This window comes from Halomonas korlensis, from assembly GCF_900116705.1.
In the GTDB taxonomy this organism is placed as follows: domain Bacteria; phylum Pseudomonadota; class Gammaproteobacteria; order Pseudomonadales; family Halomonadaceae; genus Halomonas; species Halomonas korlensis.
The window spans coordinates 25714-47541 of the sequence record NZ_FPBP01000014.1; the positions used below are offsets into that span (position 1 = coordinate 25714).

Genomic DNA, 21828 nt, shown 5'->3' on the forward strand with positions numbered 1-21828 from the left:
GGGGGTCAGCCGTCGTCGTGGTCGGCGGGCTTGCCCGCCGAGGAGTCGAAAGTCACGGCCTCGCGCGCCAGCGGCGCCGATGCCAGAGGAAGAGAATCATGTAGGGCAGCGTGGGCGGGCTGCTGTAAAAAGAAACGCCGCGCGCGGGCCTGGTCGCTGTGGATCTGCGCCTTGAGGGCCTCGAAGTCGTCGAACTTCACCTCGCCGCGCAGTTTGGCGCAGGGAAACACCACCAGCCGCTCGCCGTAGAGATCGCCATCGAAATCGAACAGGTGCACCTCGAGTACCGGACGCCGGCTGCCCAGGGTGGGCCGCCAGCCGATATTGGCCACCGCCGGCAATCGCCGGCCATCCGGCAACTCCGTCACCACGGCATAGACGCCCTGCAGCGGAAGCGGCAAGGAGGGCAACGGCAGATTGGCCGTCGGTACGCCGATGGTGCGGCCGAGCTGCTGGTCCGGCACCACGCGGCCATCCAGCCGATAGGGACGCCCCAGCAGACGCGACGCCGCGACGAAGTTGCCGCTCGCGAGCATGGTGCGCACACGGGTACTCGACACGCGCTCATCGTCCAGCGTGAAGGTGCGGGTATGTTCGACGCGAAACCCGCTCGCTTCGCCCACCTCGGTGAGCAGGTGGAAGTCTCCGCGGCGGTCGCAGCCGAAGCGAAAGTCGTCGCCCACTACCAGATGCCGCACGCCCAGGCCGTCGATCAGCACCCGCTCGATGAACTCGAGTGCCGTCAGGCTTCGCAATGCCTCGTTGAAGGGCAGGCAGAGAATACGATCGACGCCGGCCTCGCCGAGCAGGCGCACCTTTTCGCGCAAGCGTGTCAGCCGGGGCGGCGCCTGGTCACCGGCGAAGAACTCGCGGGGTTGCGGTTCGAACACCACCACCGTCACTGGCAGCTGGCGTGCCGCGGCCTGCTCCCGGCACTGTTCGAGGATCGCCTGGTGGCCGCGGTGGACGCCATCGAAGTTGCCGATGGTGGCCACGCAGCCGCGATGCTCGTCGCGCAGGTTGTGCAGTCCTCGAATCACTCGCATGCGCTCGTTGCCTGGCCGATGGTAATAAGTCGTCGATTATAACGGACCCAGGGCCCCTTGACAGCCGACGCGGCGTGGTCATTCCCCGATGGTTGTCTATCCCAGCATGCGCTCACGTCAGCCTTTCATTCGCTCACGTTAGCTTTTCATACGAAAGTGCCGCAGGCGCACCCCGAAGACCGCCAGCCAGGCGAAATACACCAGCGCCCCCGACACCACCAACGCCGACAGCCAGGCAACGCGGGTCCCTACCTCCCAGCCGAGCCATTCCTGCCAGCCGGGGGACAGCCACCACAGTCCCAGGCCCATCACCGTGCAGCCGCCGACGAGTTGGACAGCGTAGCGTCCCCAGCCGGGCTGAAAGATCAGGATGCCCTGTTTTCGCAGCAGCCAGCCCAGCAGGCCGGCATTGAGAAAGGCGGAGAGCGCCGTGGCCAGCGCCAAACCGGCGTGAGCCAACGGCCAGATCAGCAGCAAGTTGAACACCATGTTGGCGACCATCGCGATGATGCCGACTTTGACCGGTGTGGCGGTGTCCTGGCGGGCGAAGAAGCCCGGCGCCAGCACCTTGATCAGCATGAAGGCGACCAGACCCAGGGCATAGGCGCGCAGGCTCATGGCGGCCATGGCGATGTCGTTAGCGGTCATGGCGCCATAGTGGAACAGGCTGATCAGCAATGGCTCGGCCAGCACGGCCAGCGCCAGGGCGGCCGGCAGACCAAGCAGCAGCACGGTGCGAATCGCCCAGTCGAGCATGGCGGCGAAGTGCTCGCGGGACTGCTCGGCATGGCGCCGGGAGAGCGCCGGCAGGATTACCGTGGCGATGGCGATGCCGAACACGCCCAGCGGCAGCTCCACGAGGCGGTCAGAATAATACAGCCAGGACACGCTGCCCGCGGCCAGCAGCGAGGCCAGCACCGTATCGAGCAGCAGGTTGATCTGGGAGACCGAGACACCGAACAGCGCCGGCACCATCAGGCGCAGAATACGCCGCACGCCTGCGTTGGCGAAATCGGGCCAGGGCCGCGGCAGCAGCCCCAGCCGCGCCAGGAAGGGCACCTGAAAGGCCAGCTGGGCGACCCCGGCGATCAGCACGCCCCAGGCCAGGCCCATGGCCGGCTCGCTCATCAGCGGCGTCAGCAGGATGGCGGCACCAATCAACGACAAGTTGAGCAGCACCGGCGTGAAGGCCGGTACGGCAAAGCGATTCCAGGTATTGAGCGTGCTGCCGGCGAAGGCCGTCAGCGAGATCAGCAGCAGATAGGGAAAGGTCAGCCGCAGCATGTCGGCGGTCATCGTCAGCTTTTCGGGGTCACGCCCGAAGCCCGGAGCGAAGGCCCATACCAGCCAGGGCGAGGCGAGCATGGCGATCGCCGTGATCAGCGCCAACACCGTGGCGAGGCTGCCGGCCACCGCATCGAGCAGCTCACGCACCTCTCGCTTGGAACCGCGGGTGGCATACTCGGAAAGCACCGGCACGAAGGCCTGGTTGAAGGCTCCCTCGGCAAACAGCCGGCGCAGGAAGTTGGGAATCTTGAAGGCGACGAAGAAGGCATCCGCCCCGTTGCCGGCCCCCAGCAAGGCGGCGATCACCACGTCGCGCGCGAGCCCCATGACCCGGGAGAGCATGGTCATGGCACCCACCACCAGCCCCGAGCGCATCAAGCCGCCGCGCTTGGGCGCCACGACAAGATCGTCGGGATCGGGCTGTTCTTGCACGGGGTGATCGGTCACGGCGCTCTTCCTTCTCCCCAGTCACGACGTCCTGCTCAGGGACACCCCAGTTGGCAGGCACAAAAAAAACCGGCCTTAGCCGGTCTTTTGCGAGACACCCTGACCATTGGGCTCAGGGAGGCCCGAGGCGTCCGGCGTGCTTAGGCAGCCAGGGCCTTGATCCGCTTGTTCAGGCGGCTCTTCAGGCGTGCCGCCTTGCGCTTGGACAGCACGTCCTTGTCGGCCATGCGATCGATGATCGGCTGCGCCTTCTGGAAGGTGGTCATTGCCTCGGCGTGGTCACCGCCCTCGATGGCCTTGAGCACACGCTTGATGTAGGTGCGGACCATGCTGCGCTGGCTCGCCTTCAGGACACGACGGCCTTCTGACTGACGGGCGCGCTTGCGAGCTTGCTTGCTATTTGCCACTGACTGTCTCCTTGGAGAAAGTTGTCGCCGCCGGCATTGGGCGGCTTTTGATAACAGTTTGATCCAACAGGGAAATGCGAAACTCCCCGTCGGCCTGGCCATCTGGCCGACTGCAGGATTGGCAGCAGTCGCTTACGGGCCGTGTCTGAGAGGATGGCGCATCCTATCACAGCACCCGCGTGCTTGCCATAGTCGTACGATTAGCCTACAGGATAATCAGATTATCGCGGTGGATCAGCTCCGGGGCCTCCATATAGCCGAGGATCGCTTCGATGCGCTGGCTCGGCTTGCCGAGGATCTGCCGCGCATCCTCGATCCCATAATTGACCAGCCCCTTGGCGACACGATGGCCCTGCTCATCCACGCAGAGCACCATGTCCCCCCGCACGAACGTGCCCGCCGCCTGCCTGACCCCGACCGGCAAGAGACTCGAGCCCTGGCGGCGCAGCACGCTGACGGCGCCGTCATCCAGCGTCAGGGTGCCGCGTACCTGCAGTTGGCCGGCCAGCCAGCGCTTGCGCGCCGCCATCGGCGCCTGCTCGGGCAGCAGCAGCGTGCCCAGCGACTCGCCAGCCACCAGGCGGGCGAGCACTGCCGACTGGCGCCCACTGGCGATGACCGTGACCGCGCCCGAGCGGGCCGCGAGCTGAGCGGCCCGCACCTTGGTGGTCATGCCGCCACGCCCCAGCGCCCCGCCCCCACCGGCCACGGCGGCGAGCGACGGGTCATCGGCGCGGCCTTGCTGAATCAGGCGAGCGCCTGGATTGGCGCGCGGGTCGGCATCGAAGAGCCCCTCCTGATCGGTGAGGATCACCAGCGCGTCGGCCTCCAGCAGGTTGGCGACCAACGCGCCCAGGGTATCGTTGTCGCCAAAGCGGATCTCGTCGGTGACCACGGTGTCGTTCTCGTTGATCACCGGCACGACACGCAGGCCGACCAGGGTGCGCAGCGCCGAGCGCGCATTGAGGTAGCGCTTGCGGTTGGAGAGGTCGTCGTGGGTCAGCAGCACCTGAGCGGTGAGGATGCCGTGGCGGGCGAAATGGCCTTCGTAGCATTCGGTCAGGCTGTTCTGCCCCACCGCGGCGGCGGCCTGCAGCTCGTGCACCGCCGAGGGACGCCGCTGCCAGCCCAGACGCACCATGCCGGCCGCCACGGCACCGGACGAGACCAGCACTACCTCGATACCGCGCCGATGCAACTCGGCAATCTGATCGACCCAACCGCCGATGGCGGCATCGTCGAGCCCGCGACCATCGTTGGTCAGCAGCGCGCTGCCGATCTTCACCACCACACGACGCGCCCCGACAAGCGTATCGCGGCTGGGATTCACAGTCCCATCCGTCATCGTTATTCCTGAAATGTCCTAGGAAGGATTATTGCCAATCACCTAACTCAACCAAAGGTTCACCTTTGGACAGCAGACCCAACGCCTCGGGAAGCAGGCGCGCGAGCACTTCTCGCATCCTGGCATTGGTCGTGTTGCCCATTGTGACCCAGACAACTCTCGGCGGTGGACCATGCCGCTCCAAGAGGTCGGGGAAGTCCCGGTCCTTGGTAAGCACCACGGCATCTGCCTTCCGAGCTGCCGCAAAGATTTCCTCATCTGAAGCATCTCGATAACCAAGCCAGCGGGCTGAATAGGCCTCCATGCCTAGATTTTCAGTTATCCATGGGGCCAGATGGGGCGAGAGCTGAGCGTCAACCCACAGGATCATGCGGCGAGCACGGGATGGTCGAGGCGCCTGGCGGCAAACTGCAAGGCAGCCAGGATATCCTCGAGCTCCAGATCGGGCATCTCCTCTAGCACCTCTTGGGTACCGAGGCCCTGGGCCATCAGGTCCAGCACATCCACGACCCGGATGCGCATACCGCGGATGCAGGGCCTGCCGCCGCACTGAGCGGGATCAATCGTGATACGGCTCAATAAACTGTTGTTCATCCTGGCCCTCCCATGCATTCAGCTCATCGTCAGTTTACGCCATCAAGGAGAGTATTCGACCTCGACGTCATAATCGTCATCGTCAAAGTCGTCGTCATCGAAATCGTCGCGCTTGCGCTTGCGGCCCAGCCGCGCTTCGGTGCGCGCCACCGCCTCGTCTTCCATGCGGGCACGCATCTCGCGAGCGCGCTCGGCGGCCTCCTCGTCCTCGTTCTCCAACCGCCTTTGCTCGGTCAGCCAGCGGTAGGCGGCTTGCACCAGGGCATCGGTACCATCGCTTGAGATCGCCGAGATACGAAACACCGGCCCTTCCCAGCCGAGCCGGGAGACAATGGCGTCGGTGCGCGCCTGGCGCTCGTCCTCGGGCAGCAGGTCGAGCTTGTTGAGCACCAGCCAGCGCGGCAGTTCAGCCAGGGTCGGCGAGAACTCGCCCAGCTCGTGGGTAATCGCCTCGGCGGCCTCGACGGGGTCGGACTCGTCGAAGGGCGCCACGTCGACGACATGAAAGAGCAGCCGCGTGCGGGTCAGATGCTTGAGAAAGCGCAGCCCCAGGCCGGCACCATCGGAGGCGCCCTCGATCAGCCCCGGCACGTCGGCCATCACGAAGTGCTCATGCATGCCGAGCTTCACCACCCCCAGGTTGGGCACCAGGGTCGTGAAGGGGTAGTTGGCGACCTTGGGCTTGGCCGCGGAGACGGAGCGGATCAGCGTCGACTTGCCGGCATTGGGCAGGCCCAGCAGACCCACATCGGCCATGACCTTCATCTCGAAGCGCAGGTTGCGACGCTCGCCCTCGGTGCCCGACGTGGTGCGACGCGGCGCCCGATTGGTGGACGACTTGAAATGGATGTTGCCCAGTCCGCGGCGACCGCCCTGGGCGACCAACACCTCCTGGCCGATCTCAGTGACGTCGGCGATCACCTCGAGGGTGTCCTCGTCGATCACCGTGGTGCCCACCGGCACCTTGACGTGCAGGTCGTCACCGGCCCTGCCGCTCATCTGGCGGCCCATGCCGGGCTGGCCGTTCTGGGCCTTGTAGAAGCGCTGGTACTTGAAGTCGATCAAGGTGTTGAGGGCGTCGTCGCCGATCAGGTAGACGCAGCCGCCATGACCGCCATCGCCGCCGTCGGGGCCGCCCTTGGGCACGTACTTCTCGCGGCGGAAGCTCAGGCAGCCATTGCCACCATTTCCCGCCTCCACGATGATCGAGGCTTCATCCACGAATTGCATCTGTCACTCTCCCGACGGCCATCTCCACCGTCATGATACAAGAAGGCCCCGCCGTGGCGGGGCCTTCTGGGCAAGCTCGGGCGGTCTCAGGCAGAGACGACGCTGACGAACTTGCGATTCTTCGGACCCTTGGTCTCGAACTTGATCACGCCTTCGTTCAGCGCGAACAAGGTATGGTCGCGGCCGAGGCCGACGCCGATGCCGGCGTGGAAACGCGTGCCACGCTGACGCACGATGATGTTGCCCGGCACTGCCGCCTGGCCACCATAGAGCTTGACACCAAGGCGTTTGGATTCGGAATCGCGACCGTTACGGGTAGAGCCCGCTGCCTTCTTGTGAGCCATTGCTAAGTCCTCGCTCGTTCAGGGGAATTGTCTCTTCGTCGCTAGCGCCGCAGCGCTTACGCAGAGATCCCGGTGATCTTGACTTCAGTGAACCACTGACGGTGGCCCTGACGCTTCATGCTGTGCTTGCGGCGACGAAACTTGATGATGGTCACCTTGTCACCACGGCCATGAGAGACGACTTCAGCCGCCACCTTGGCACCGTCGACCAGCGGCGCGCCGATCTTGATGTCGTCGTCGTTGCCGACCAGCAACACCTGATCGAACTCGACGCTTTCACCGGTCGGGATTTCCAGCTTCTCGAGCTTGAGCGTCTGGCCTTCCTGAACGCGGTACTGTTTGCCACCGCTCTTGATAATTGCGTACATCTGTCTCTCCAGAACTCATCGAGATTGGCTCTTCATCGGCCTGCTGCGAGTGGCGCCCCTTTCGGCAGCCATCTGACAGGGAGCGTGATGAGTGGGTCGCGGATTATAACCGCCGCCGCGCGCGCCTTCAACCTCAAAAACCGACAAGACAATGGGCTCAGAAGGCCCAGTCCGCATCCTCGGTGGCCACCGCCTTGCCGATCACATAGGACGAGCCGGAGCCCGAGAAGAAATCGTGGTTTTCGTCGGCGCCCGGCGAGAGGGCGGCAAGAATCGTCGGATCGACCTCGGTGACGCTGCTCGGGAAAAGCGGCTCGTAGCCGAGGTTCATCAGCGCCTTGTTGGCGTTGTAGTGCAGGAAGGCCTTGACGCCCTCGGTCATGCCCAGCGCGTCATAGAGCGACTCGGCGTATTTCACCTCGTTATCGTAGAGCTCGAGCAGCAGCTCGAAGGCGTAGTCCTTGACCGCCTGCTGACGCTCCGACGATGCCTCGGCCAGCGCCAGCTGGAACTTGTAGCCGATGTAGTAACCGTGCACTGCCTCATCGCGGATGATCAGGCGAATCAGGTCGGCGGTGTTGGTCAGCTTGGCGTGACTCGCCCAGTGCATCGGCAGATAGAAGCCCGAATAGAACAGGAACGACTCGAGAAACACGCTGGCAACCTTGCGCATCAGCGGGTCGTCGGCGCGGTAGCGGTCGAGAATCAGCTCGGCCTTGGCCTGCAGCGGCGCGTTCTCCTCGCTCCAGCGAAAGGCATCGTCCACATCACGGGTCGTGCACAGGGTCGAGAAGATCGAACTGTAGGAGCGGGCGTGCACCGATTCCATGAAAGCGATATTGGTGTAGACCGCCTCTTCATGCTGGGTCCGGGCATCCTCGATCAGCGCGGGGGCGCCGATGCTGCCCTGGATGGTATCGAGCAGCGTGAGCCCGGTGAACACGCGGATGGTCAGCTGCTGCTCCTGGGACGTCAAGGTGTTCCAGGAGGGAATGTCGTTGGACAGCGGCACCTTTTCCGGCAGCCAGAAATTACTGGTAAGACGATTCCAGACTTCCAGATCCTTGTCGTCCTGCAGGCGGTTCCAGTTGATGGCGGCGACGTGTGATAGACGGTGAGTAGTAGTGGTCATTTTCGACGAATTCCTTGGGTAGCCAGCAAATCCGCGAGCGGGATGCAGCACAAGGCGCCCGCGCAGCGATTGGCTCTCATAGCGAGCAGGACACGCAGCCTTCGACCTCGGTGCCTTCCAGGGCCGCCTGGCGCAGGCGAATGTAATAAAGCGTCTTGATGCCCTTGCGCCAGGCGTAGATCTGCGCCCGATTGATGTCGCGCGTAGTGGCGGTATCGGCGAAGAACAGCGTCAGCGACAGCCCTTGGTCGACGTGTCTCGACGCCTCGGCATAGGTATCGATGATCTTTTCCGGGCCGATCTCGTAGGCATCCTGGTAATACGCGAGGTTGTCGTTGTTCAGGTGCGGCGCGGGATAGTAGACGCGGCCCAGCTTGCCCTCCTTGCGTATCTCGATCTTGGCCGCCACCGGATGGATGCTCGAGGTGGAGTGGTTGATGTAGGAGATCGAGCCGGTGGGCGGCACCGCCTGCAGGTTGCGATTGTAGAGACCGTGGGCCATTACCGAGGCTTTCAGGGCGCGCCAGTCGTCCTGGTCGGGAATGGCGATGCCGGCGCGCTCGAACAGCCCACGCACCTTGTCGGTCCGCGGGGTCCACGCCTGCTCGGTGTATTGATCGAAGAACGTTCCACTGGCGTAGGTGGAGTCGCCGAAGCCGGCAAAGCGCTCGCCGTGCTCGATGGCCAGGCGGTTCGAGGCACGCAGCGCATGATAGGCCACGCAGTAGAAGTACAGGTTGGTGAAATCCAACCCTTCCTCGGAGCCATAGAAGATGCGCTCGCGAGCCAGAAACCCGTGCAGGTTCATCTGCCCCAGCCCAATGGCCCGCGACTGCGCGTTACCCGTGGCGATGGAAGGCACCGAGCGAAGGTTGCTCATCTCCGAGACGGCCGTGAGGCCCCGCACGGCGATCTCCACGCTAGTGCCGATATCACCGGCATCCATCACCTTGGCGATGTTCATCGACCCCAGGTTGCAGGAGATATCCTGGCCGATGTGACCATAGCTGAGGTCTTCCGCGTACTCGGTTGGCGTGTTGACCTGCAGGATCTCCGAGCAGAGGTTGCTCATGTTGATGCGCCCGGCGATGGGATTGGCGCGGTTCACGGTGTCCTCGAACATCAGGTAGGGATAGCCGGACTCGAACTGCAGCTCGGCCAGGGTCTGGAAGAACTCGCGGGCCTTGATCCTGGCCTTGCGTATCCTCCCGTCGTCGACCATCTCCGCGTACTTCTCGGTCACGCTGATATCGCCGAAGGGCACCCCGTAGACGCGCTCGACGTCATAGGGCGAAAACAGATACATGTCCTCGTTGCGCTTGGCCAGCTCGAAGGTGATATCGGGAACCGTCACGCCCAGCGAGAGCGTCTTGATGCGTATCTTCTCGTCGGCGTTCTCGCGCTTGGTGTCGAGGAAACGCAGGATATCGGGGTGATGGGCGTTGAGATACACCGCACCGGCGCCCTGCCGTGCACCCAGCTGGTTGGCATAGGAGAACGCATCCTCGAGCAGCTTCATGATCGGGATGATGCCCGATGACTGGTTCTCGAGGCGCTTGATCGGCGCTCCGGCCTCGCGGATGTTGCTGAGCAGGAAGGCCACCCCACCGCCACGCTTGGAGAGCTGCAGCGCCGAATTGATCGACCGGCCGATCGATTCCATATTGTCTTCGATGCGCAGCAAAAAGCACGACACCAGCTCGCCACGCTGGCGCTTGCCGCAGTTGAGGAAGGTCGGCGTAGCCGGCTGGAAGCGACCGCTGATGATCTCATCGACCAGCGCACGCGCCAGGGTCTCGTCGCCCCGGGCCAGCGTCAGCGCCACCATGCAGACGCGATCCTCGTAGCGCTCCAGATAGCGCTTGGCATCGAAGGTCTTGAGCGTATAGCTGGTGTAGTACTTGAAGGCCCCGAGGAAGCTCGGAAAGCGAAACTTGGCGGCGTAGGCCTGCTCGAAAAGCGACGTCAAAAAGTCTGGAGCATACTGCGCCAGGACCTCGGCCTCGTAATAGCCCTCCGTCACTAGGTAGTCGAGCTTCTCCTCCAGCGAATGGAAGAAGACCGTGTTCTGATTGACGTGCTGGAGGAAGTACTGGCGCGCCGCCTCGCGATCCTTGTCGAGCTGAAGCTCACCCTCGGGCCCGTAAAGGTTGAGCATGGCGTTGAGCGCATGATAGTCCAGCGTCTTGACGCCGTTTACGTGAGACGTCGCCGTCAGGCGTGGGGTATCCAGCATTCAGTCACTCCCTGATAAACAGTGGCCACGTCGTCGGGCGTACCGAACAGTTCGAATCGGTGCAGCAACGGCACGTGGCATTTTTCGGCGATGATTCGGCCTGCCAGGCAATAGCCCGCACCGAAGTTGGTATTGCCAGCGGCGATGACGCCTCGCAGCCGCTGGCGGTTGCGCTTGTCGTTGAGAAAGCGAATGACCGGGCCGGGCACTGCGCCCTTCACGCCACCACCGCCATAGCTAGGCGTGACCAGCACAAAGGGGCTATCGACCACCAGGCCGGGCGCATCGCGACTCAGCGGGATCCGGCTGGCCGGCAACCCCAGCGACTGCATGAAACGTTGGGTGTTGCCGGAACGGGTCGAGAAGTAGACCAGCCCGACGCTCGTGCCGCCGGGTGTCGGTAATGTGGCCGCTTGCCTCATCCCAGCGCTCGAATACGGTCCGGCCGGAATCCCGACCAGTGACCCTCGCCGGCCACCACCACCGGCAGCTGGCGATAGCCGAGCCGCTCGACGAACTCGCGGGCCACCGCATCATCGGCGATATCGACGACTGTGTAGTCGAGACCTTGCTGGTCCAGCGCACGATAGGTCGCCGTGCACTGCACGCAGGCGGGCTTGCTGTAGATTTCGATGGGCATCGTTGATCCTCGGTCAGGGGCGGTTGAGAAGCGCAGTCTGAAACGGCATGGCGCGCATGGCCAGCCACGGCGGCCTTCGCCTTTTGTCCATATATGGTAGGCTATCTAATGATTTAATCAATATCTAGTAGCTAGATATCGATGATCACCTCACCCCTCGACAGGGGCTACCCTGTGTCGCTTGGGACTGAAATATGCCATGTCCGGCCGCACTGCCTTGACGCCCTCATGGGCGCCCCATAGCATGACCGGCAATTCCTGGCCTTCCTTATTCCAAGTCGACATCGCCTCCATGCCCGCCAATGCTCCACCGAAAGCCACTACGTCACCGCCCATCCACGCGGTCGTTGCCGAGGACTTCGATGCCGTCAATCGGACCATTGCCGATCGGCTTGCCTCTCGTGTCCCGCTCGTCGAAACCATCGGCCATTACATCATCGCCGGGGGCGGCAAGCGGCTGCGCCCGCTGCTGGTGCTGCTGGCCGCACGAGCGCTCGGCTACGAAGGCGATCGGCACATCACCCTGGCCACGCTGATCGAGTTCATGCATACCTCGACCCTGCTGCACGATGATGTGGTCGACGAGTCGCACATGCGGCGGGGCAAATCTACCGCCAACGACGCCTGGGGCAATGCCCCTTCGGTGCTGGTGGGGGATTTCCTGTATTCGCGTTCGTTTCAGATGATGGTCGACATCGGCTCGATGCGAATCATGGAAGTACTCTCCGCCGCCACCTGCACCATCGCCGAGGGCGAAGTGCAGCAGCTGACCAACGTCGGCAATGCCGAGATCGACGAGGCCGATTATTTCCAGACCATTCAGGGCAAGACCGCCATGCTCTTCGAGGCGGCGTCACATAGCGGCGCCATCCTCGCGGCCGCCAGCCCGACGCAGGAAGCCGCCCTGCAGCGCTACGGGCGCTATCTAGGCCTGGCGTTCCAACTGATCGATGATCTACTCGACTATGAGGGCGATGCCGACGCCATGGGCAAGAACGTCGGCGATGATCTTGCCGAAGGCAAACCGACCCTGCCGCTGATCCACGCTATCGCCACCGGCACTCCCGAGCAGGCAGAGCTGGTGCGCCAGGCGATCCGCCAGGGCGGCCTCGATCACCTCGACGAGGTGCTGGCGATCGTCCACGTGACCGGCGCCCTGGACTATACGCGCGCCAAGGCCGAGGAAATGGCTGGCGAGGCCCTGAACCAGCTCGATGCCCTGCCGCCCAGCCGTTATCGCGACAGCATGGCCGAGCTGGCCCGCATGGCCGTCGATCGCAACGCCTGACCCACTCGGCGAAAGGCTTGCAAAGCCGAACACTGTGGGTATAATTCAGCCCCGTTGAGGCGCCAGCCCAACGCGTCGGAGTATAGCTCAGCTTGGTAGAGCGCTGCCTTCGGGAGGCAGAGGTCGTAGGTTCGAATCCTGCTACTCCGACCAGAAAACACAGTAAAAACGGTCACTTAGCTCATCGCAGCGGTGGCCGTTTTGCGTTGTGCCTATAACTAGGTGGCATATAGGTGACAGCCGTCGGGATGGGAATCGACAATTCCTCTTCACTTTCCTCTGGTATTTACCTACGACCGAGCCCTTGCACTCGCAAGTTGAGAACTTACACGCCCAGAAATGGCCGTAGCTCAGCCACCACCGCATCTGGCGCACTGTAGATGACATTATGACCCCAGTTAGGGATCGTCACTACCCGCTCCGCTCCCGTCATTTGGCTCGCTTGGTCGAGCCAGCGTTGCGGCGCGATCGTATCTCGCTGGCCACGAACCAGTAACACAGGCTGCTCGATGCAGGAAAGCTTCTCTACGACAGGATCATGAAACATGGCGATAGCTTCGGGCCAGAGTCGCGTTCCCATGCGCCAATAGCCCGCCATGACATGCAGGAGCAGCCCGGGCCGCTCGAAGGTGCAGGCGTAGAGTGCCCGAAGCAGCTGAACGCAAAAGTTTCGATGTAGAGGATCGATTGTCGGTCCTATCAAGACCAATCGTCTTACCCGGGTGGGGAAACGAACCGCCGCATCAGCCGCTATCTGACAACCCATGGAATGCCCCACCAAGTCGACTCGTGCGATGCCCATGGCATCCAGCCAATCGATCAAGGCATCAGCCAAACCGAGCACATTCAAGGGCGCTTCAGGTGTATCGCTTTTGCCATGACCAGGTAGATCGGGCACGTAAACGGTGGCACCGTTTGCGGCGAGTCGCTCCGCAGTGGGCATAAAGTAGTTGCCGGACATTCCCAAGCCATGCACCAGCACAATCGGATTCATCCCCTTCGCTGAAGCAGTAAGACTACACCTGGTGTGGTAAGTCATGCCTTTCACATCAATAAAGCGACTTTCCCATTGCGCTTCGTCTCGCGGTACATATCCGGGCAGGCGGGTCACGCGAACTTTCCTTATCGACATTCTAGCCAAAACCCAGCACCGGCATGGCCAGACCGAATACCACCAGGGTGATGACCAGGATTGCCGCCAGGCTCACCAAGGCGCCCGCACGCATCATCTCTGCCACGCTCAGCCGACCGCTGCCGAATACCACGGCATTGGGCGGGGTCGCCACCGGCAACATGAAGGCGCAACTCGCCGCCATGGCGACCGGTACCGCAAGCAGCAGCGGGCTGGCCCCGAGGCTCACCGTCAGCGCGGCAGTCAACGGCAGAATCGCCGCCGCGGTGGCCGTATTGCTGGTCACGTGGCTCATCAACATCACTACCACCACGACCATCGCCACCATGCTCCAGGTCGGCCAGGCACCGAAGGCCCCCAGCCCCTCGGCCACCGTCGCGGCCAAGCCGCTGCCCTCGATGGCTGTGCCCAGACTGAGCCCGCCGCCGACCAGCACCAGTACCCCCCAGGGCAGCTGACGGGCGCTGTCCCAGTCCATCAGGAACTGTCGCTGTTGCCAGCGGGCTGGGACCACGAACAGCAGCAGGGCTCCGATCACGGCGATGCCGGCGTCGCTTAGCGGCACCCCCAGCCAGGTCTCCAAGAGCGGCCGGGTGACCCAGGCCAAGGCGACGAGGGCGAAAACTGCCGCCACTCGCTGTTCGGGGCGGCTCATGCACCCCAGGTCTTCGGCCTGCTCGCGCAGCATCTGCGCCACCCCTGGCAGCTCGTTGTGGCTCACCGGGTAGACCCAACGAGTCAGCAGCCACCAGGCGAGCACCAGCAACAGCAGGGCGGGCGGCACGGCCACCAACATCCACTGGGCGAAGCCGATCTCTATGCCATAGTTGTCGGCCATGAAGCCGGCCAGCAGCGCATTGGGTGGCGTCCCGATCAGGGTGCCCATGCCACCGATGTTGGCAGCCAGAGCGATCCCCAGCAGCAGGGTCAAGGCCATGTGGTGGCTGGCGCCCTCCCCGCCCTCCCGCTCCAGCATGGTCAACACCGAGATGCCGATAGGCACCATCAGCGCGGCGGTAGCGGTATTGCTGACCCACATGCTCAGCGCCGCCGTGGCGACCATGAAGCCGCCTACCAGCCGATCCGGACGCAGCCCGGAGAGGCGCAGTACCAGCATGGCGATACGCCGATGCAGGCTCCAGCGCTGGATCGCCTCGGCCAGCAAGAAGCCACCGAGGAAGAGGAAGATCAGCGGATTGGCATAGGGCGCCGCCACCTGGTCGATGGGCGCCACCCCCGTGAGCGGCAGCACGGCCACCGGCAACAAGGCGGTGACGGCGATGGGAACCGGCTCCAGCACCCACCAGATCGCCATCCAGGCGGTCAGCGCCGCCACCCGCCAGGCTGCCGTCGAGATGTCTGCCGGCATCTCCATCAGTAACAACACTAAGAAGGCCAGCGGCCCCAACACTAGCCCCAGCAGGATCTTGAGGCGCGCCAGGCGTGAGGGCGATTCCCCCGGAGCGCTCACGGACGTCGAGTCGGTCATGACGCCTCCCTGTCGTCGACTACCCCTAGCATACATGGGCGGTGGATGGCGTCAGAGCCAAGGCGCCAGTCCCAGGACTCGACTCAGCCAAGCGCTGAAGTGCTGCCAGCGACTACCCGGCTCATGCTCGAGACGCACCCGCTCGCCGTCGATCTGCGTCTCCCAGACGATGTTACCGCTACCGTCCAGTCCGACCTCGTAGCTCAGCGCCGGGGCCATGCCGATCTCAGCCAGTGCGTGGAACTCGGCGGCGAGGCTCTCGCTCTCGGCGAGTACGCCCGTCTCGGTATTCCACCACAGCGAGCGAGGATCGACATTGAAAGAGCCGACGAATACCTGGTCATCGTCGAAGCCCAGTGCCTTGATGTGCAAGGAGGACATAGGCGAGCCTGAAAGGCCTGCCGAGTCGTCGGTATCTTCGTGCTCTGCCCGCATCTCGAAGAGCCGCACGCCGCTTGCCAATAGCTCGGGGCGCCTCGCCGCGTAGTCGCCGTGGACCCAGGGCATGTCGGAGGCGGACAAGGCGTTGGTGATGACATCGATCTGAATGCCGGACTCGGCCAGCTCAACCAGCAGCTGGGTCCCGCGTGCCAGTGGTACGAAATAGGCAGAGATAATCAGCAATCGCGAGTCGAGCGGCATCACCCGCTCGTGCAGGGCGCCCGCCAGGGTCATCCCGAACGGCGGCCGGCCCGGCACCCTGATCTTGCCCGGCGGATCCCACAACGCTTCTCCCTTCCCCCAGTGCAGTACATCCGGCAGGGCTTCCTTCGCTGCCACGCCATCGTGCCTTCGCCGCGCCGGCATGCTGCGCGATGCGTCCCGCTCGGCAGGCCCGGCGCCAAGTTCATCGCGCAGGTGCTGCCAGGCGCCGGCCTCGACGCGCTGGTAACGCCCGATCGGCTGTGCCAGGCCGTGATTCCAGTAAAGATCGAAGCTCAGCGACAGCGCATCGACCACCGGACCCACCGCCAGCAGGTCAAGATCGGCGAAGTTGCGCGGGTCACCGGCATTGAAGTACGGATCGCCCAGGTTACGCCCGCCGGTGATCGCCGCCGCGTTGTCGGTGATCCAGAGCTTGTTGTGCATGCGCCGATGCGTGCGCTGCACGTCGAGCGCCGCGGCCAATACCCAGCTCGCCAGATGTCCACGCCCGAAGGTAACCGGATTGAACACTCGCACCTGGATTTGGGGATGGCTGTCCAAGGCGGCCAGCCGCGCGTTCTGGCCGACCGCACTGAGATCGTCCAGCAGCAGGCGAACCTGCACACCCCGCTCGGCGGCGTCGAATATACGTCGCAGCAGCGCGCGGGTGGTCTGGCCTTCGTCGATCGAGTAGGCCTGGATGTCCAGGCGCCGCTCGGCCTCATCCACGAGGCGCGCTCGCACCGCAAGGGCATCCTCGCCCTCGGCCAGCAGGGCGAAGCCGCTATCACCACCTTCCTCGCGCGACGCCTGCCGCGTCCAGCGCCCCAGGGCGGTCGCCTCGATCTCGGCCGGGCGCAGCGCGGTAGTATGCTCACGTGTCACCGGGTGAGCCGTGCACCCGGCGATCAGCGCCAGCAGGCAGCAGAGCAGCGCCCGCCCCAGGCCCCACGATCGTTCAGGCAGAATCATCAAGATCGGCCCGGCACCGGTCGAGTGCCTTGCGCGCCCGATTTCGCCGGTAGAGTCGCACCAGGGCGATCCATAGCGCCGCCGCGACCATCGCCGCGAGCGTCCAGCCCTGCCAGGGCCTGGCCGCGTCTCCCATCAGCGTTTCCAGAGTGATGATCAGGATGAAGCCCAGCGCCTGACTGGCGATGGCCAGGGCGCGCAGCGTGTCGAAGGAGGATCTGGCCATGCAAGCTCCCGCCGGGGTGAGTGACAGCCTCGCACGCGGGCAGTAGGCTAGCCGTCGAGCCGTCAGTGTAGCGCGGCCACTCGCTGACGCCGACCCCCTACCCCTGCTGGAGCCCCTCCCCGCCATGGATGCCATCGCCCTCGGCCCCGTATTGATTTCCCTGCCGCGCCTCTATGCCATTGGCGCAGCCCTGCTGCTGCTTGCCGCCAGCGCCTGGCTGCTCAGCCTGCCGCGTGGCGAACACGCTCGCTGGTTCAATGGCCTGGTCATCGCATGGTTGGTGGGCGCCCGGCTGGGTCACGTGGCCCTCAACCTCGACGCCTATACCGCCGCACCGCTGGATATTCTCAAGATCTGGCAGCCGGGCTTTCATGGCCTGTGGGGCATGCTGGCCGCGCTGATCTGGACCGGCTGGGCGTTACGGGCTCACCTGCTGCGACTGATCGGCGGTGCGGCGCTGGTGATCGGCGCCTCGACCCTGTGGCTGGTGCTGGTGACGCTGGCGCCCCTGGGTGGGGGGATGCCCGTCCAGGCGCTTCCCGACCTGGCGCTCGAAAACCTCGACGGCGAACGCGTGGAGCTTCGCTCGTTGCGCGGCGAGCGGGTGGTGCTCAACCTCTGGGCCACCTGGTGCCCGCCCTGCCTGCGCGAGATGCCGCTACTCGCCGAGGCCGACTCACGCGACGGCGTCACGGTGGTGGTCGTCAATCAAGGCGAAGACCTGTTGCCGGTGGTGCGCTACCTGGACGAACAGGGCCTGTCGTTTCGCCACGCCCTGCTCGACCCCAAGCAGCGACTCATGGCCCTGCTCGAATCACCGGGCCTGCCGACGACCATGCTCTTCGATACCGAGGGTCGCCCGGTGGAGCGCCACGTCGGCGAGCTGACCCGCGCCCAGCTTGATAGCTGGCTAGGCCAACCCTGACCCCGCCAGGCACGGGAATCGAATCGCCCACCAAATCGCCGCCGCCACGCTTAAGCCGTGACCGCCTTTGCGGTAAGATACGTCGCCCCGTCAACGCCACCGTCAAGGCTGGCGGCACGGCGCCACGTTATCCGCATCCTCCGAGGCATCATGAGCGACTTTTCACCCGGCCAACGCTGGATCAGTGACGGCGAAACCGAACTCGGCCTGGGCACCATCCTCAACGTCGACCCCCGCAGCGTCACCGTACTGTTCGGTGCCAGTCAGGAAACGCGCACCTACAGCAACCGCCAGGCACCGCTCACCCGGGTGATCTTTGGCAATGGCGACCGCCTGGAAGCCGCCGATGGCTGGCACCTGACCGTCGATGACAGCAAGGAAGTCGCGGGACTCATCATCTATCTCGGCGAGGATGACCAGGGCGAACGGCGCGAGCTGCCCGAGGCACGGCTCGCCGACAGCATGCAGTTCGACCAGGCACGAGACCGGCTGCTCAGCGGCCAGGTCGATCGCAACGACTGGTTCGACCTGCGTTTTCGCACCCTGCACCACTACCATCGCGTCGAACAGAACCCGGCCCTCGGGCTCAGCGGACCGCGCATCGACCTGATTCCCCACCAGCTCTATATCGCCGATGAAGTGGCGCGCCGCCATGCCCCGCGCGTGCTGCTGGCCGACGAGGTCGGCCTGGGCAAGACCATCGAGGCCGGGCTGATCCTGCACCGGCTGCTGCTCACCGGGCGTGCCGAGCGGGCGTTGATCCTGGTGCCGGCAAGCCTCACGCATCAATGGCTGGTCGAACTGCTGCGCCGCTTTGCCCTCGACGTCACCCTGCTCGACGAGCAGCAGAGCCTGGCGCACGGCGAGACCAACCCCTTCGAGTCCGGCCAGCTGGTGCTGGCAAGCCAGGACTGGCTGTTCGCCAACCCCGAGCGCCAGGCCCAGGCCGAGGCCTGCGAGTGGGATCTGTTGATCGTCGACGAGGCCCACCATCTCGATTGGCATCCCGAGCACAGCGGCCCCGGCTACCGTTGCGTGGAACGCCTCGCCGCCCGCGTCCCCGGTATGCTGCTGTTGACCGCCACCCCGGAACAGATGGGACTGACCAGCCACTTCGCCCGCCTGCGCCTGCTCGACCCGGATCGCTACCACAGCCTCGAGCGCTTCCGCGAGGAAGAGCAGCACTATGTTGAAGTGGCCGAGGCAATCGACGCCCTCGAGTGTCTGCCGCAGGACGCCGACGAACGCGTGCGGGTCGCTGCGGTGATCGATGAGCCCGACAGCCTGGCGCTGCTCGATACCCTCGCCGACCCCCAGGCCGGCCCCGAACAGCACGTCACCGCCCGCGACCAGCTACGCGATCAGCTGCTCGACCGCCACGGCACCGGTCGGGTGATGTTTCGCAACAGCCGCCGTCATGTGGGCGGTTTTCCCGAGCGCTGCCTGCATGTCAGCCGTCTCGAGCTGCCCGCTTCCTATCGTCGCGTGCTGCGACGCCTCGAGCGTGACGAGGATTACCTCGACGAGCTCTTGATCGAGACCGGCCTCGACCACCCGGACGTGCTCGTCTACCCCGACGTCATGTACCGTGCCCAGCCCCATGACCCTCTGAATACCGAGCCGTGGTGGCAGTTCGACCCGCGCGTGACCTGGCTGCTGGAGCGCCTGGCCGATACCGGCGAGGATGGGTTCGCCGATGGCAAGGTGCTGCTGATCGCCCATGATCGCGAGACCGCCCTGGGGCTCGCGGAAGGGTTGCGAGTGCTCGGCGGCCTGCATGCTCCGGTATTCCACGAGGGGTTGTCACTGGTGGAGCGCGACCGCGCCGCGGCCGCCTTCGCCGATGAGGACGAAGGCTGCCAGGTGCTGGTGTGCTCGGAAATCGGCTCGGAAGGTCGTAACTTTCAGTTCTGTCGCCACCTGGTGATGTTCGACCTGCCGCTGCATCCCGACCAGCTCGAGCAGCGCATCGGCCGCCTGGATCGCATCGGCCAACGTCACGCCATTCAGATCCATGTGCCGGTCTTTGCCGACAGCCCCGGGGAGCGGCTGCTGCGCTGGTATCGAGAGGGCATGGACGCTTTCAGCGCGCCGCACGGCATCGGCAGCGAGATCTATGCGGCCTTCGGCGATGCGCTGGCCGAGAGCCTGCTCGACGCGGCGAGCCTCGAGGACGTCATCACCGAAACGCGGATGCTCTTCGAGGCGCGCCAGACCGAGCGCAACGCCGGCCGCAACCGCCTGCTCGAACTCAACGCCTGTCGCTTCGATCGTGCCGAGGCGGTGATCGACGCAATCCGCGAGCTCGACGAGGACCGCGCCCTGCCGCGCTATCTCGACCAGGCGCTGGACATCTTCGGTGTCGACAGCCAGGAGCTCGGCAGAGGCATCGTGCATCTGCAGCCGGGCTCGCACATGCTCGACGGCCTCCCGGGCCTGGTGCAGGGCGAGGAGGGCTTTTCTGCGACCTACTCACGCTCCCGCGCGCTGGCCCGCGATGACGTCCAGCGGCTCTCCTGGGAGCATCCGCTGGTTCGCGAGATCATGGGGCGGATTCTCGACGGCGCCATGGGCAATACTGCCCTGGCCCTGCTCAAGCACCCGGCGATTCCCGGCGGTCGGCTGATGGTGGAGCTGATCTTCAGTACCCACTGCCCGGCCCCCAGGCAGCTTCATCTCAACCGTTTCCTGCCGCCTACTGCGGTGCGCGTACTCCTCGATGAGTCCGGCGCCAACCTGAGCGGCAAGGTCTCATTCACCGGCCTGTCGAAGGCCTTGAAGAAAGTCAGGAAGGCTACGGCCCGCGACCTGATCCGCAGCCGTCACGACCAGCTGCGCGATCTGCTCGATCAAGGTGAGGCGGAGGCGGAGCGCGAACTACCGAGCATCGTCGAGGCCGCACAAAGCCGCATGCGCCGCGAACTGGATAGCGAACTGAGCCGGCTGGAAGCGCTGGCCCACCACAACCCGGCCGTGCGCGAGGATGAGCTTAAGGCCCAGCGCGAGGAGCGCGCCGCACTGGACGCCGCCATCGACAGCACCCGGCTGCGGCTCGACGCCGTCCGGGTGATCGTGACGGTGGGTGAGGACGACTAACCGAGAATATCGGCCAGCGCCTTGTCGAGGGTCGGGAAACGGAATTCGAAGCCGGCGTCGAGCAACCGTTTGGGGCGCATGTCGGCGCCGGTCAACAACAGGCGCGACATCTCGCCGAAGGCCGTTTCGAGCACGATCGCCGGGACCGGAATGCGTGCCGGACGGCCGAGCTGTTTGGCCAGCGTGCGGGTGAATTCGGCATTGGTTACCGGATGCGGCGCGCTGCCGTTGAAGGGGCCCTCAAGTGACTCGTTGTCGATCAGAAAGATGATTGCCCGCACCAGATCTTCGCGGTGCACCCAGGGCATGAACTGCTTGCCGTCACCGAAACGACCGCCGAGCCCCAGCTTGAAAGGGGGCAGCATCTTCTGCAGGCTGCCACCGCCCGCATCGAGCACCAGCCCCAGGCGCAGGATTGCCAACCGCGTGCCGAAGTCCACCGCTTCGCTGGCAGCCTCTTCCCAGCGCTTGCAGAGGCGATGCGCGAATTCGTCGTGCGGTGGGGTCTCCTCGGTGACCACGCGATCGCCCTGGTCGCCGTAATAGCCCATGGCCGAGGCCGACACCATCACCCGCGGCGCATGCCCGCCGCTCGAGTGCAACTGTTCGCAGAGCATCACCAGGTCGCGGGTGATGTTGACGCGCGAGTCGATCAGCCGCTCTTTCTGATCATCGCTCCAACGATGCGCTGCGATGGGCTCGCCGGCCAGATTGACGATCGCCTGGGGCGGCGTATCCACGAAATCCAGGACCGAACGGCGAATGTCGGTCCCGTCGGGTAGCCGATCACGCACCTGCTCGGGCTCCCGTGACACCACCAGCAGGCGATGCCCCGCTTCCTTGAGCCGCCGACACAGACGCTGCCCGACGAACCCGCTCCCACCGGTGACCAACACGCGCATAGTGAATCTCCCTCGCCTCAATGCGTTATACAGCCGTTGTACACTTCTGCTAGTCTAGCGGAAAAGCCCACCGACTG

General features: G+C 64.6%; 21 protein-coding genes and 1 tRNA gene. 4 read left to right on the plus strand and 18 right to left on the minus strand.

The genetic code is table 11. From position 1 onward, the window contains the following. Nucleotides 1-5: 5 nt before the first annotated feature. From ribF to nrdH, 13 genes are all read right to left on the minus strand, one after another. A complete protein-coding gene (gene ribF, locus BM341_RS16110) occupies nucleotides 6-1046 on the minus strand; it encodes a bifunctional riboflavin kinase/FAD synthetase (protein ID WP_089797092.1) in 1041 nt (346 codons plus the stop codon). Nucleotides 1047-1184: 138 nt separating this feature from the next. Continuing rightward, on the minus strand, nucleotides 1185-2708 hold the full coding sequence (gene murJ / locus BM341_RS16115; RefSeq protein ID WP_089797160.1) for a murein biosynthesis integral membrane protein MurJ: 1524 nt from the start codon (nucleotides 2706-2708) through the stop codon (nucleotides 1185-1187). 212 nt (nucleotides 2709-2920) lie between these two features. After that, nucleotides 2921-3187 (minus strand): 30S ribosomal protein S20, encoded by a 267-nt coding sequence (gene rpsT / locus BM341_RS16120; protein ID WP_089797093.1) that lies wholly within the window; start codon nucleotides 3185-3187, stop codon nucleotides 2921-2923. A gap of 205 nt (nucleotides 3188-3392) precedes the next feature. Continuing rightward, the gene (gene proB / locus BM341_RS16125; RefSeq protein ID WP_089797094.1) at nucleotides 3393-4532 is read right to left on the minus strand and encodes a glutamate 5-kinase; all 1140 of its coding nucleotides are present in this window, start codon (nucleotides 4530-4532) and stop codon (nucleotides 3393-3395) included. A 28-nt stretch (nucleotides 4533-4560) separates the two neighbouring features. Then, a complete protein-coding gene (locus tag BM341_RS16130; RefSeq protein WP_089797095.1) occupies nucleotides 4561-4902 on the minus strand; it encodes a DUF5615 family PIN-like protein in 342 nt (113 codons plus the stop codon). Further along, nucleotides 4899-5126: a DUF433 domain-containing protein gene (locus tag BM341_RS16135; RefSeq protein ID WP_089797161.1), complete on the minus strand. Its 228-nt coding sequence runs from the start codon at nucleotides 5124-5126 to the stop codon at nucleotides 4899-4901. Before BM341_RS16135 ends, BM341_RS16130 begins: the two co-directional genes overlap by 4 nt. Nucleotides 5127-5168: 42 nt before the next feature. After that, nucleotides 5169-6356, minus strand: coding sequence for an Obg family GTPase CgtA (cgtA, locus tag BM341_RS16140; protein WP_089797096.1), 1188 nt, complete (start codon nucleotides 6354-6356; stop codon nucleotides 5169-5171). Between the two features lie 86 nt (nucleotides 6357-6442). Next, a complete protein-coding gene (rpmA, locus tag BM341_RS16145; RefSeq protein WP_089797097.1) occupies nucleotides 6443-6700 on the minus strand; it encodes a 50S ribosomal protein L27 in 258 nt (85 codons plus the stop codon). A gap of 56 nt (nucleotides 6701-6756) precedes the next feature. Further along, the gene (rplU, locus tag BM341_RS16150; protein WP_089797098.1) at nucleotides 6757-7068 is read right to left on the minus strand and encodes a 50S ribosomal protein L21; all 312 of its coding nucleotides are present in this window, start codon (nucleotides 7066-7068) and stop codon (nucleotides 6757-6759) included. A gap of 157 nt (nucleotides 7069-7225) precedes the next feature. Continuing rightward, nucleotides 7226-8200, minus strand: a complete 975-nt coding sequence (gene nrdF / locus BM341_RS16155) for a class 1b ribonucleoside-diphosphate reductase subunit beta (RefSeq protein WP_089797099.1) — start codon at nucleotides 8198-8200, stop codon at nucleotides 7226-7228. Nucleotides 8201-8276: 76 nt separating this feature from the next. Beyond that, entirely contained in the window at nucleotides 8277-10436 is a 2160-nt protein-coding gene (gene nrdE, locus BM341_RS16160) for a class 1b ribonucleoside-diphosphate reductase subunit alpha (RefSeq protein WP_217646251.1), read from the minus strand. After that, a complete protein-coding gene (nrdI, locus tag BM341_RS16165) occupies nucleotides 10415-10858 on the minus strand; it encodes a class Ib ribonucleoside-diphosphate reductase assembly flavoprotein NrdI (protein WP_089797100.1) in 444 nt (147 codons plus the stop codon). The genes nrdE and nrdI overlap by 22 nt, the downstream gene beginning before the upstream one ends. Beyond that, a complete protein-coding gene (nrdH, locus tag BM341_RS16170; RefSeq protein WP_089797101.1) occupies nucleotides 10855-11076 on the minus strand; it encodes a glutaredoxin-like protein NrdH in 222 nt (73 codons plus the stop codon). Before nrdH ends, nrdI begins: the two co-directional genes overlap by 4 nt. A 292-nt stretch (nucleotides 11077-11368) precedes the next feature. On the opposite strand from nrdH, the gene ispB reads away from it, so the two are divergent. Both ispB and BM341_RS16180 read left to right on the plus strand, forming a co-directional pair. Continuing rightward, nucleotides 11369-12364 carry an octaprenyl diphosphate synthase gene (gene ispB, locus BM341_RS16175; protein WP_089797163.1) on the plus strand — a complete coding sequence of 332 codons (996 nt, stop codon included), beginning with the start codon at nucleotides 11369-11371 and terminating at the stop codon, nucleotides 12362-12364. Between the two features lie 76 nt (nucleotides 12365-12440). Continuing rightward, nucleotides 12441-12517 (plus strand) — tRNA-Pro (locus BM341_RS16180). A gap of 172 nt (nucleotides 12518-12689) precedes the next feature. Here BM341_RS16180 and BM341_RS16185 read toward each other — a convergent pair. From BM341_RS16185 to BM341_RS16200, 4 genes are read right to left on the minus strand one after another with little or no spacing between them, the layout of a single operon-like run. Beyond that, nucleotides 12690-13475, minus strand: coding sequence for an alpha/beta fold hydrolase (locus BM341_RS16185; RefSeq protein WP_175507891.1), 786 nt, complete (start codon nucleotides 13473-13475; stop codon nucleotides 12690-12692). A 22-nt stretch (nucleotides 13476-13497) separates the two neighbouring features. Next, nucleotides 13498-14985, minus strand: coding sequence for an SLC13 family permease (locus BM341_RS16190; RefSeq protein ID WP_089797103.1), 1488 nt, complete (start codon nucleotides 14983-14985; stop codon nucleotides 13498-13500). A gap of 51 nt (nucleotides 14986-15036) precedes the next feature. After that, entirely contained in the window at nucleotides 15037-16602 is a 1566-nt protein-coding gene (locus BM341_RS16195; protein ID WP_089797104.1) for a phospholipase D family protein, read from the minus strand. Next, the gene (locus BM341_RS16200) at nucleotides 16589-16828 is read right to left on the minus strand and encodes a hypothetical protein (protein ID WP_089797105.1); all 240 of its coding nucleotides are present in this window, start codon (nucleotides 16826-16828) and stop codon (nucleotides 16589-16591) included. The genes BM341_RS16195 and BM341_RS16200 overlap by 14 nt, the downstream gene beginning before the upstream one ends. 124 nt (nucleotides 16829-16952) lie before the next feature. On the opposite strand from BM341_RS16200, the gene BM341_RS16205 reads away from it, so the two are divergent. Further along, nucleotides 16953-17753: a TlpA disulfide reductase family protein gene (locus BM341_RS16205; protein WP_089797106.1), complete on the plus strand. Its 801-nt coding sequence runs from the start codon at nucleotides 16953-16955 to the stop codon at nucleotides 17751-17753. A 150-nt stretch (nucleotides 17754-17903) separates the two neighbouring features. Beyond that, nucleotides 17904-20849: an RNA polymerase-associated protein RapA gene (rapA, locus tag BM341_RS16210; protein WP_089797107.1), complete on the plus strand. Its 2946-nt coding sequence runs from the start codon at nucleotides 17904-17906 to the stop codon at nucleotides 20847-20849. Here the strand turns inward: rapA and BM341_RS16215 are convergent. Further along, the gene (locus tag BM341_RS16215) at nucleotides 20846-21751 is read right to left on the minus strand and encodes a TIGR01777 family oxidoreductase (protein ID WP_089797108.1); all 906 of its coding nucleotides are present in this window, start codon (nucleotides 21749-21751) and stop codon (nucleotides 20846-20848) included. The genes rapA and BM341_RS16215 overlap by 4 nt on opposite strands. Nucleotides 21752-21828 lie beyond the last annotated feature (77 nt).

What these genes read in the sequence shown, in the direction of transcription:
- ribF (WP_089797092.1), bottom strand. Translation starts at nt 1,046, where the DNA reads ATGCGAGTGATTCGAGGACTGCACAACCTGCGCGACGAGCATCGCGGC.
- murJ (WP_089797160.1), bottom strand. Translation starts at nt 2,708, where the DNA reads ATGCGCTCGGGGCTGGTGGTGGGTGCCATGACCATGCTCTCCCGGGTC.
- proB (WP_089797094.1), bottom strand. Translation starts at nt 4,532, where the DNA reads ATGACGGATGGGACTGTGAATCCCAGCCGCGATACGCTTGTCGGGGCG.
- BM341_RS16130 (WP_089797095.1), bottom strand. Translation starts at nt 4,902, where the DNA reads ATGATCCTGTGGGTTGACGCTCAGCTCTCGCCCCATCTGGCCCCATGG.
- BM341_RS16135 (WP_089797161.1), bottom strand. Translation starts at nt 5,126, where the DNA reads ATGAACAACAGTTTATTGAGCCGTATCACGATTGATCCCGCTCAGTGC.
- cgtA (WP_089797096.1), bottom strand. Translation starts at nt 6,356, where the DNA reads ATGCAATTCGTGGATGAAGCCTCGATCATCGTGGAGGCGGGAAATGGT.
- rpmA (WP_089797097.1), bottom strand. Translation starts at nt 6,700, where the DNA reads ATGGCTCACAAGAAGGCAGCGGGCTCTACCCGTAACGGTCGCGATTCC.
- rplU (WP_089797098.1), bottom strand. Translation starts at nt 7,068, where the DNA reads ATGTACGCAATTATCAAGAGCGGTGGCAAACAGTACCGCGTTCAGGAA.
- nrdF (WP_089797099.1), bottom strand. Translation starts at nt 8,200, where the DNA reads ATGACCACTACTACTCACCGTCTATCACACGTCGCCGCCATCAACTGG.
- nrdE (WP_217646251.1), bottom strand. Translation starts at nt 10,436, where the DNA reads ATGCTGGATACCCCACGCCTGACGGCGACGTCTCACGTAAACGGCGTC.
- nrdI (WP_089797100.1), bottom strand. Translation starts at nt 10,858, where the DNA reads ATGAGGCAAGCGGCCACATTACCGACACCCGGCGGCACGAGCGTCGGG.
- nrdH (WP_089797101.1), bottom strand. Translation starts at nt 11,076, where the DNA reads ATGCCCATCGAAATCTACAGCAAGCCCGCCTGCGTGCAGTGCACGGCG.
- ispB (WP_089797163.1), top strand. Translation starts at nt 11,369, where the DNA reads ATGCCCGCCAATGCTCCACCGAAAGCCACTACGTCACCGCCCATCCAC.
- BM341_RS16190 (WP_089797103.1), bottom strand. Translation starts at nt 14,985, where the DNA reads ATGACCGACTCGACGTCCGTGAGCGCTCCGGGGGAATCGCCCTCACGC.
- BM341_RS16195 (WP_089797104.1), bottom strand. Translation starts at nt 16,602, where the DNA reads ATGATTCTGCCTGAACGATCGTGGGGCCTGGGGCGGGCGCTGCTCTGC.
- BM341_RS16200 (WP_089797105.1), bottom strand. Translation starts at nt 16,828, where the DNA reads ATGGCCAGATCCTCCTTCGACACGCTGCGCGCCCTGGCCATCGCCAGT.
- BM341_RS16205 (WP_089797106.1), top strand. Translation starts at nt 16,953, where the DNA reads ATGGATGCCATCGCCCTCGGCCCCGTATTGATTTCCCTGCCGCGCCTC.
- rapA (WP_089797107.1), top strand. Translation starts at nt 17,904, where the DNA reads ATGAGCGACTTTTCACCCGGCCAACGCTGGATCAGTGACGGCGAAACC.
- BM341_RS16215 (WP_089797108.1), bottom strand. Translation starts at nt 21,751, where the DNA reads ATGCGCGTGTTGGTCACCGGTGGGAGCGGGTTCGTCGGGCAGCGTCTG.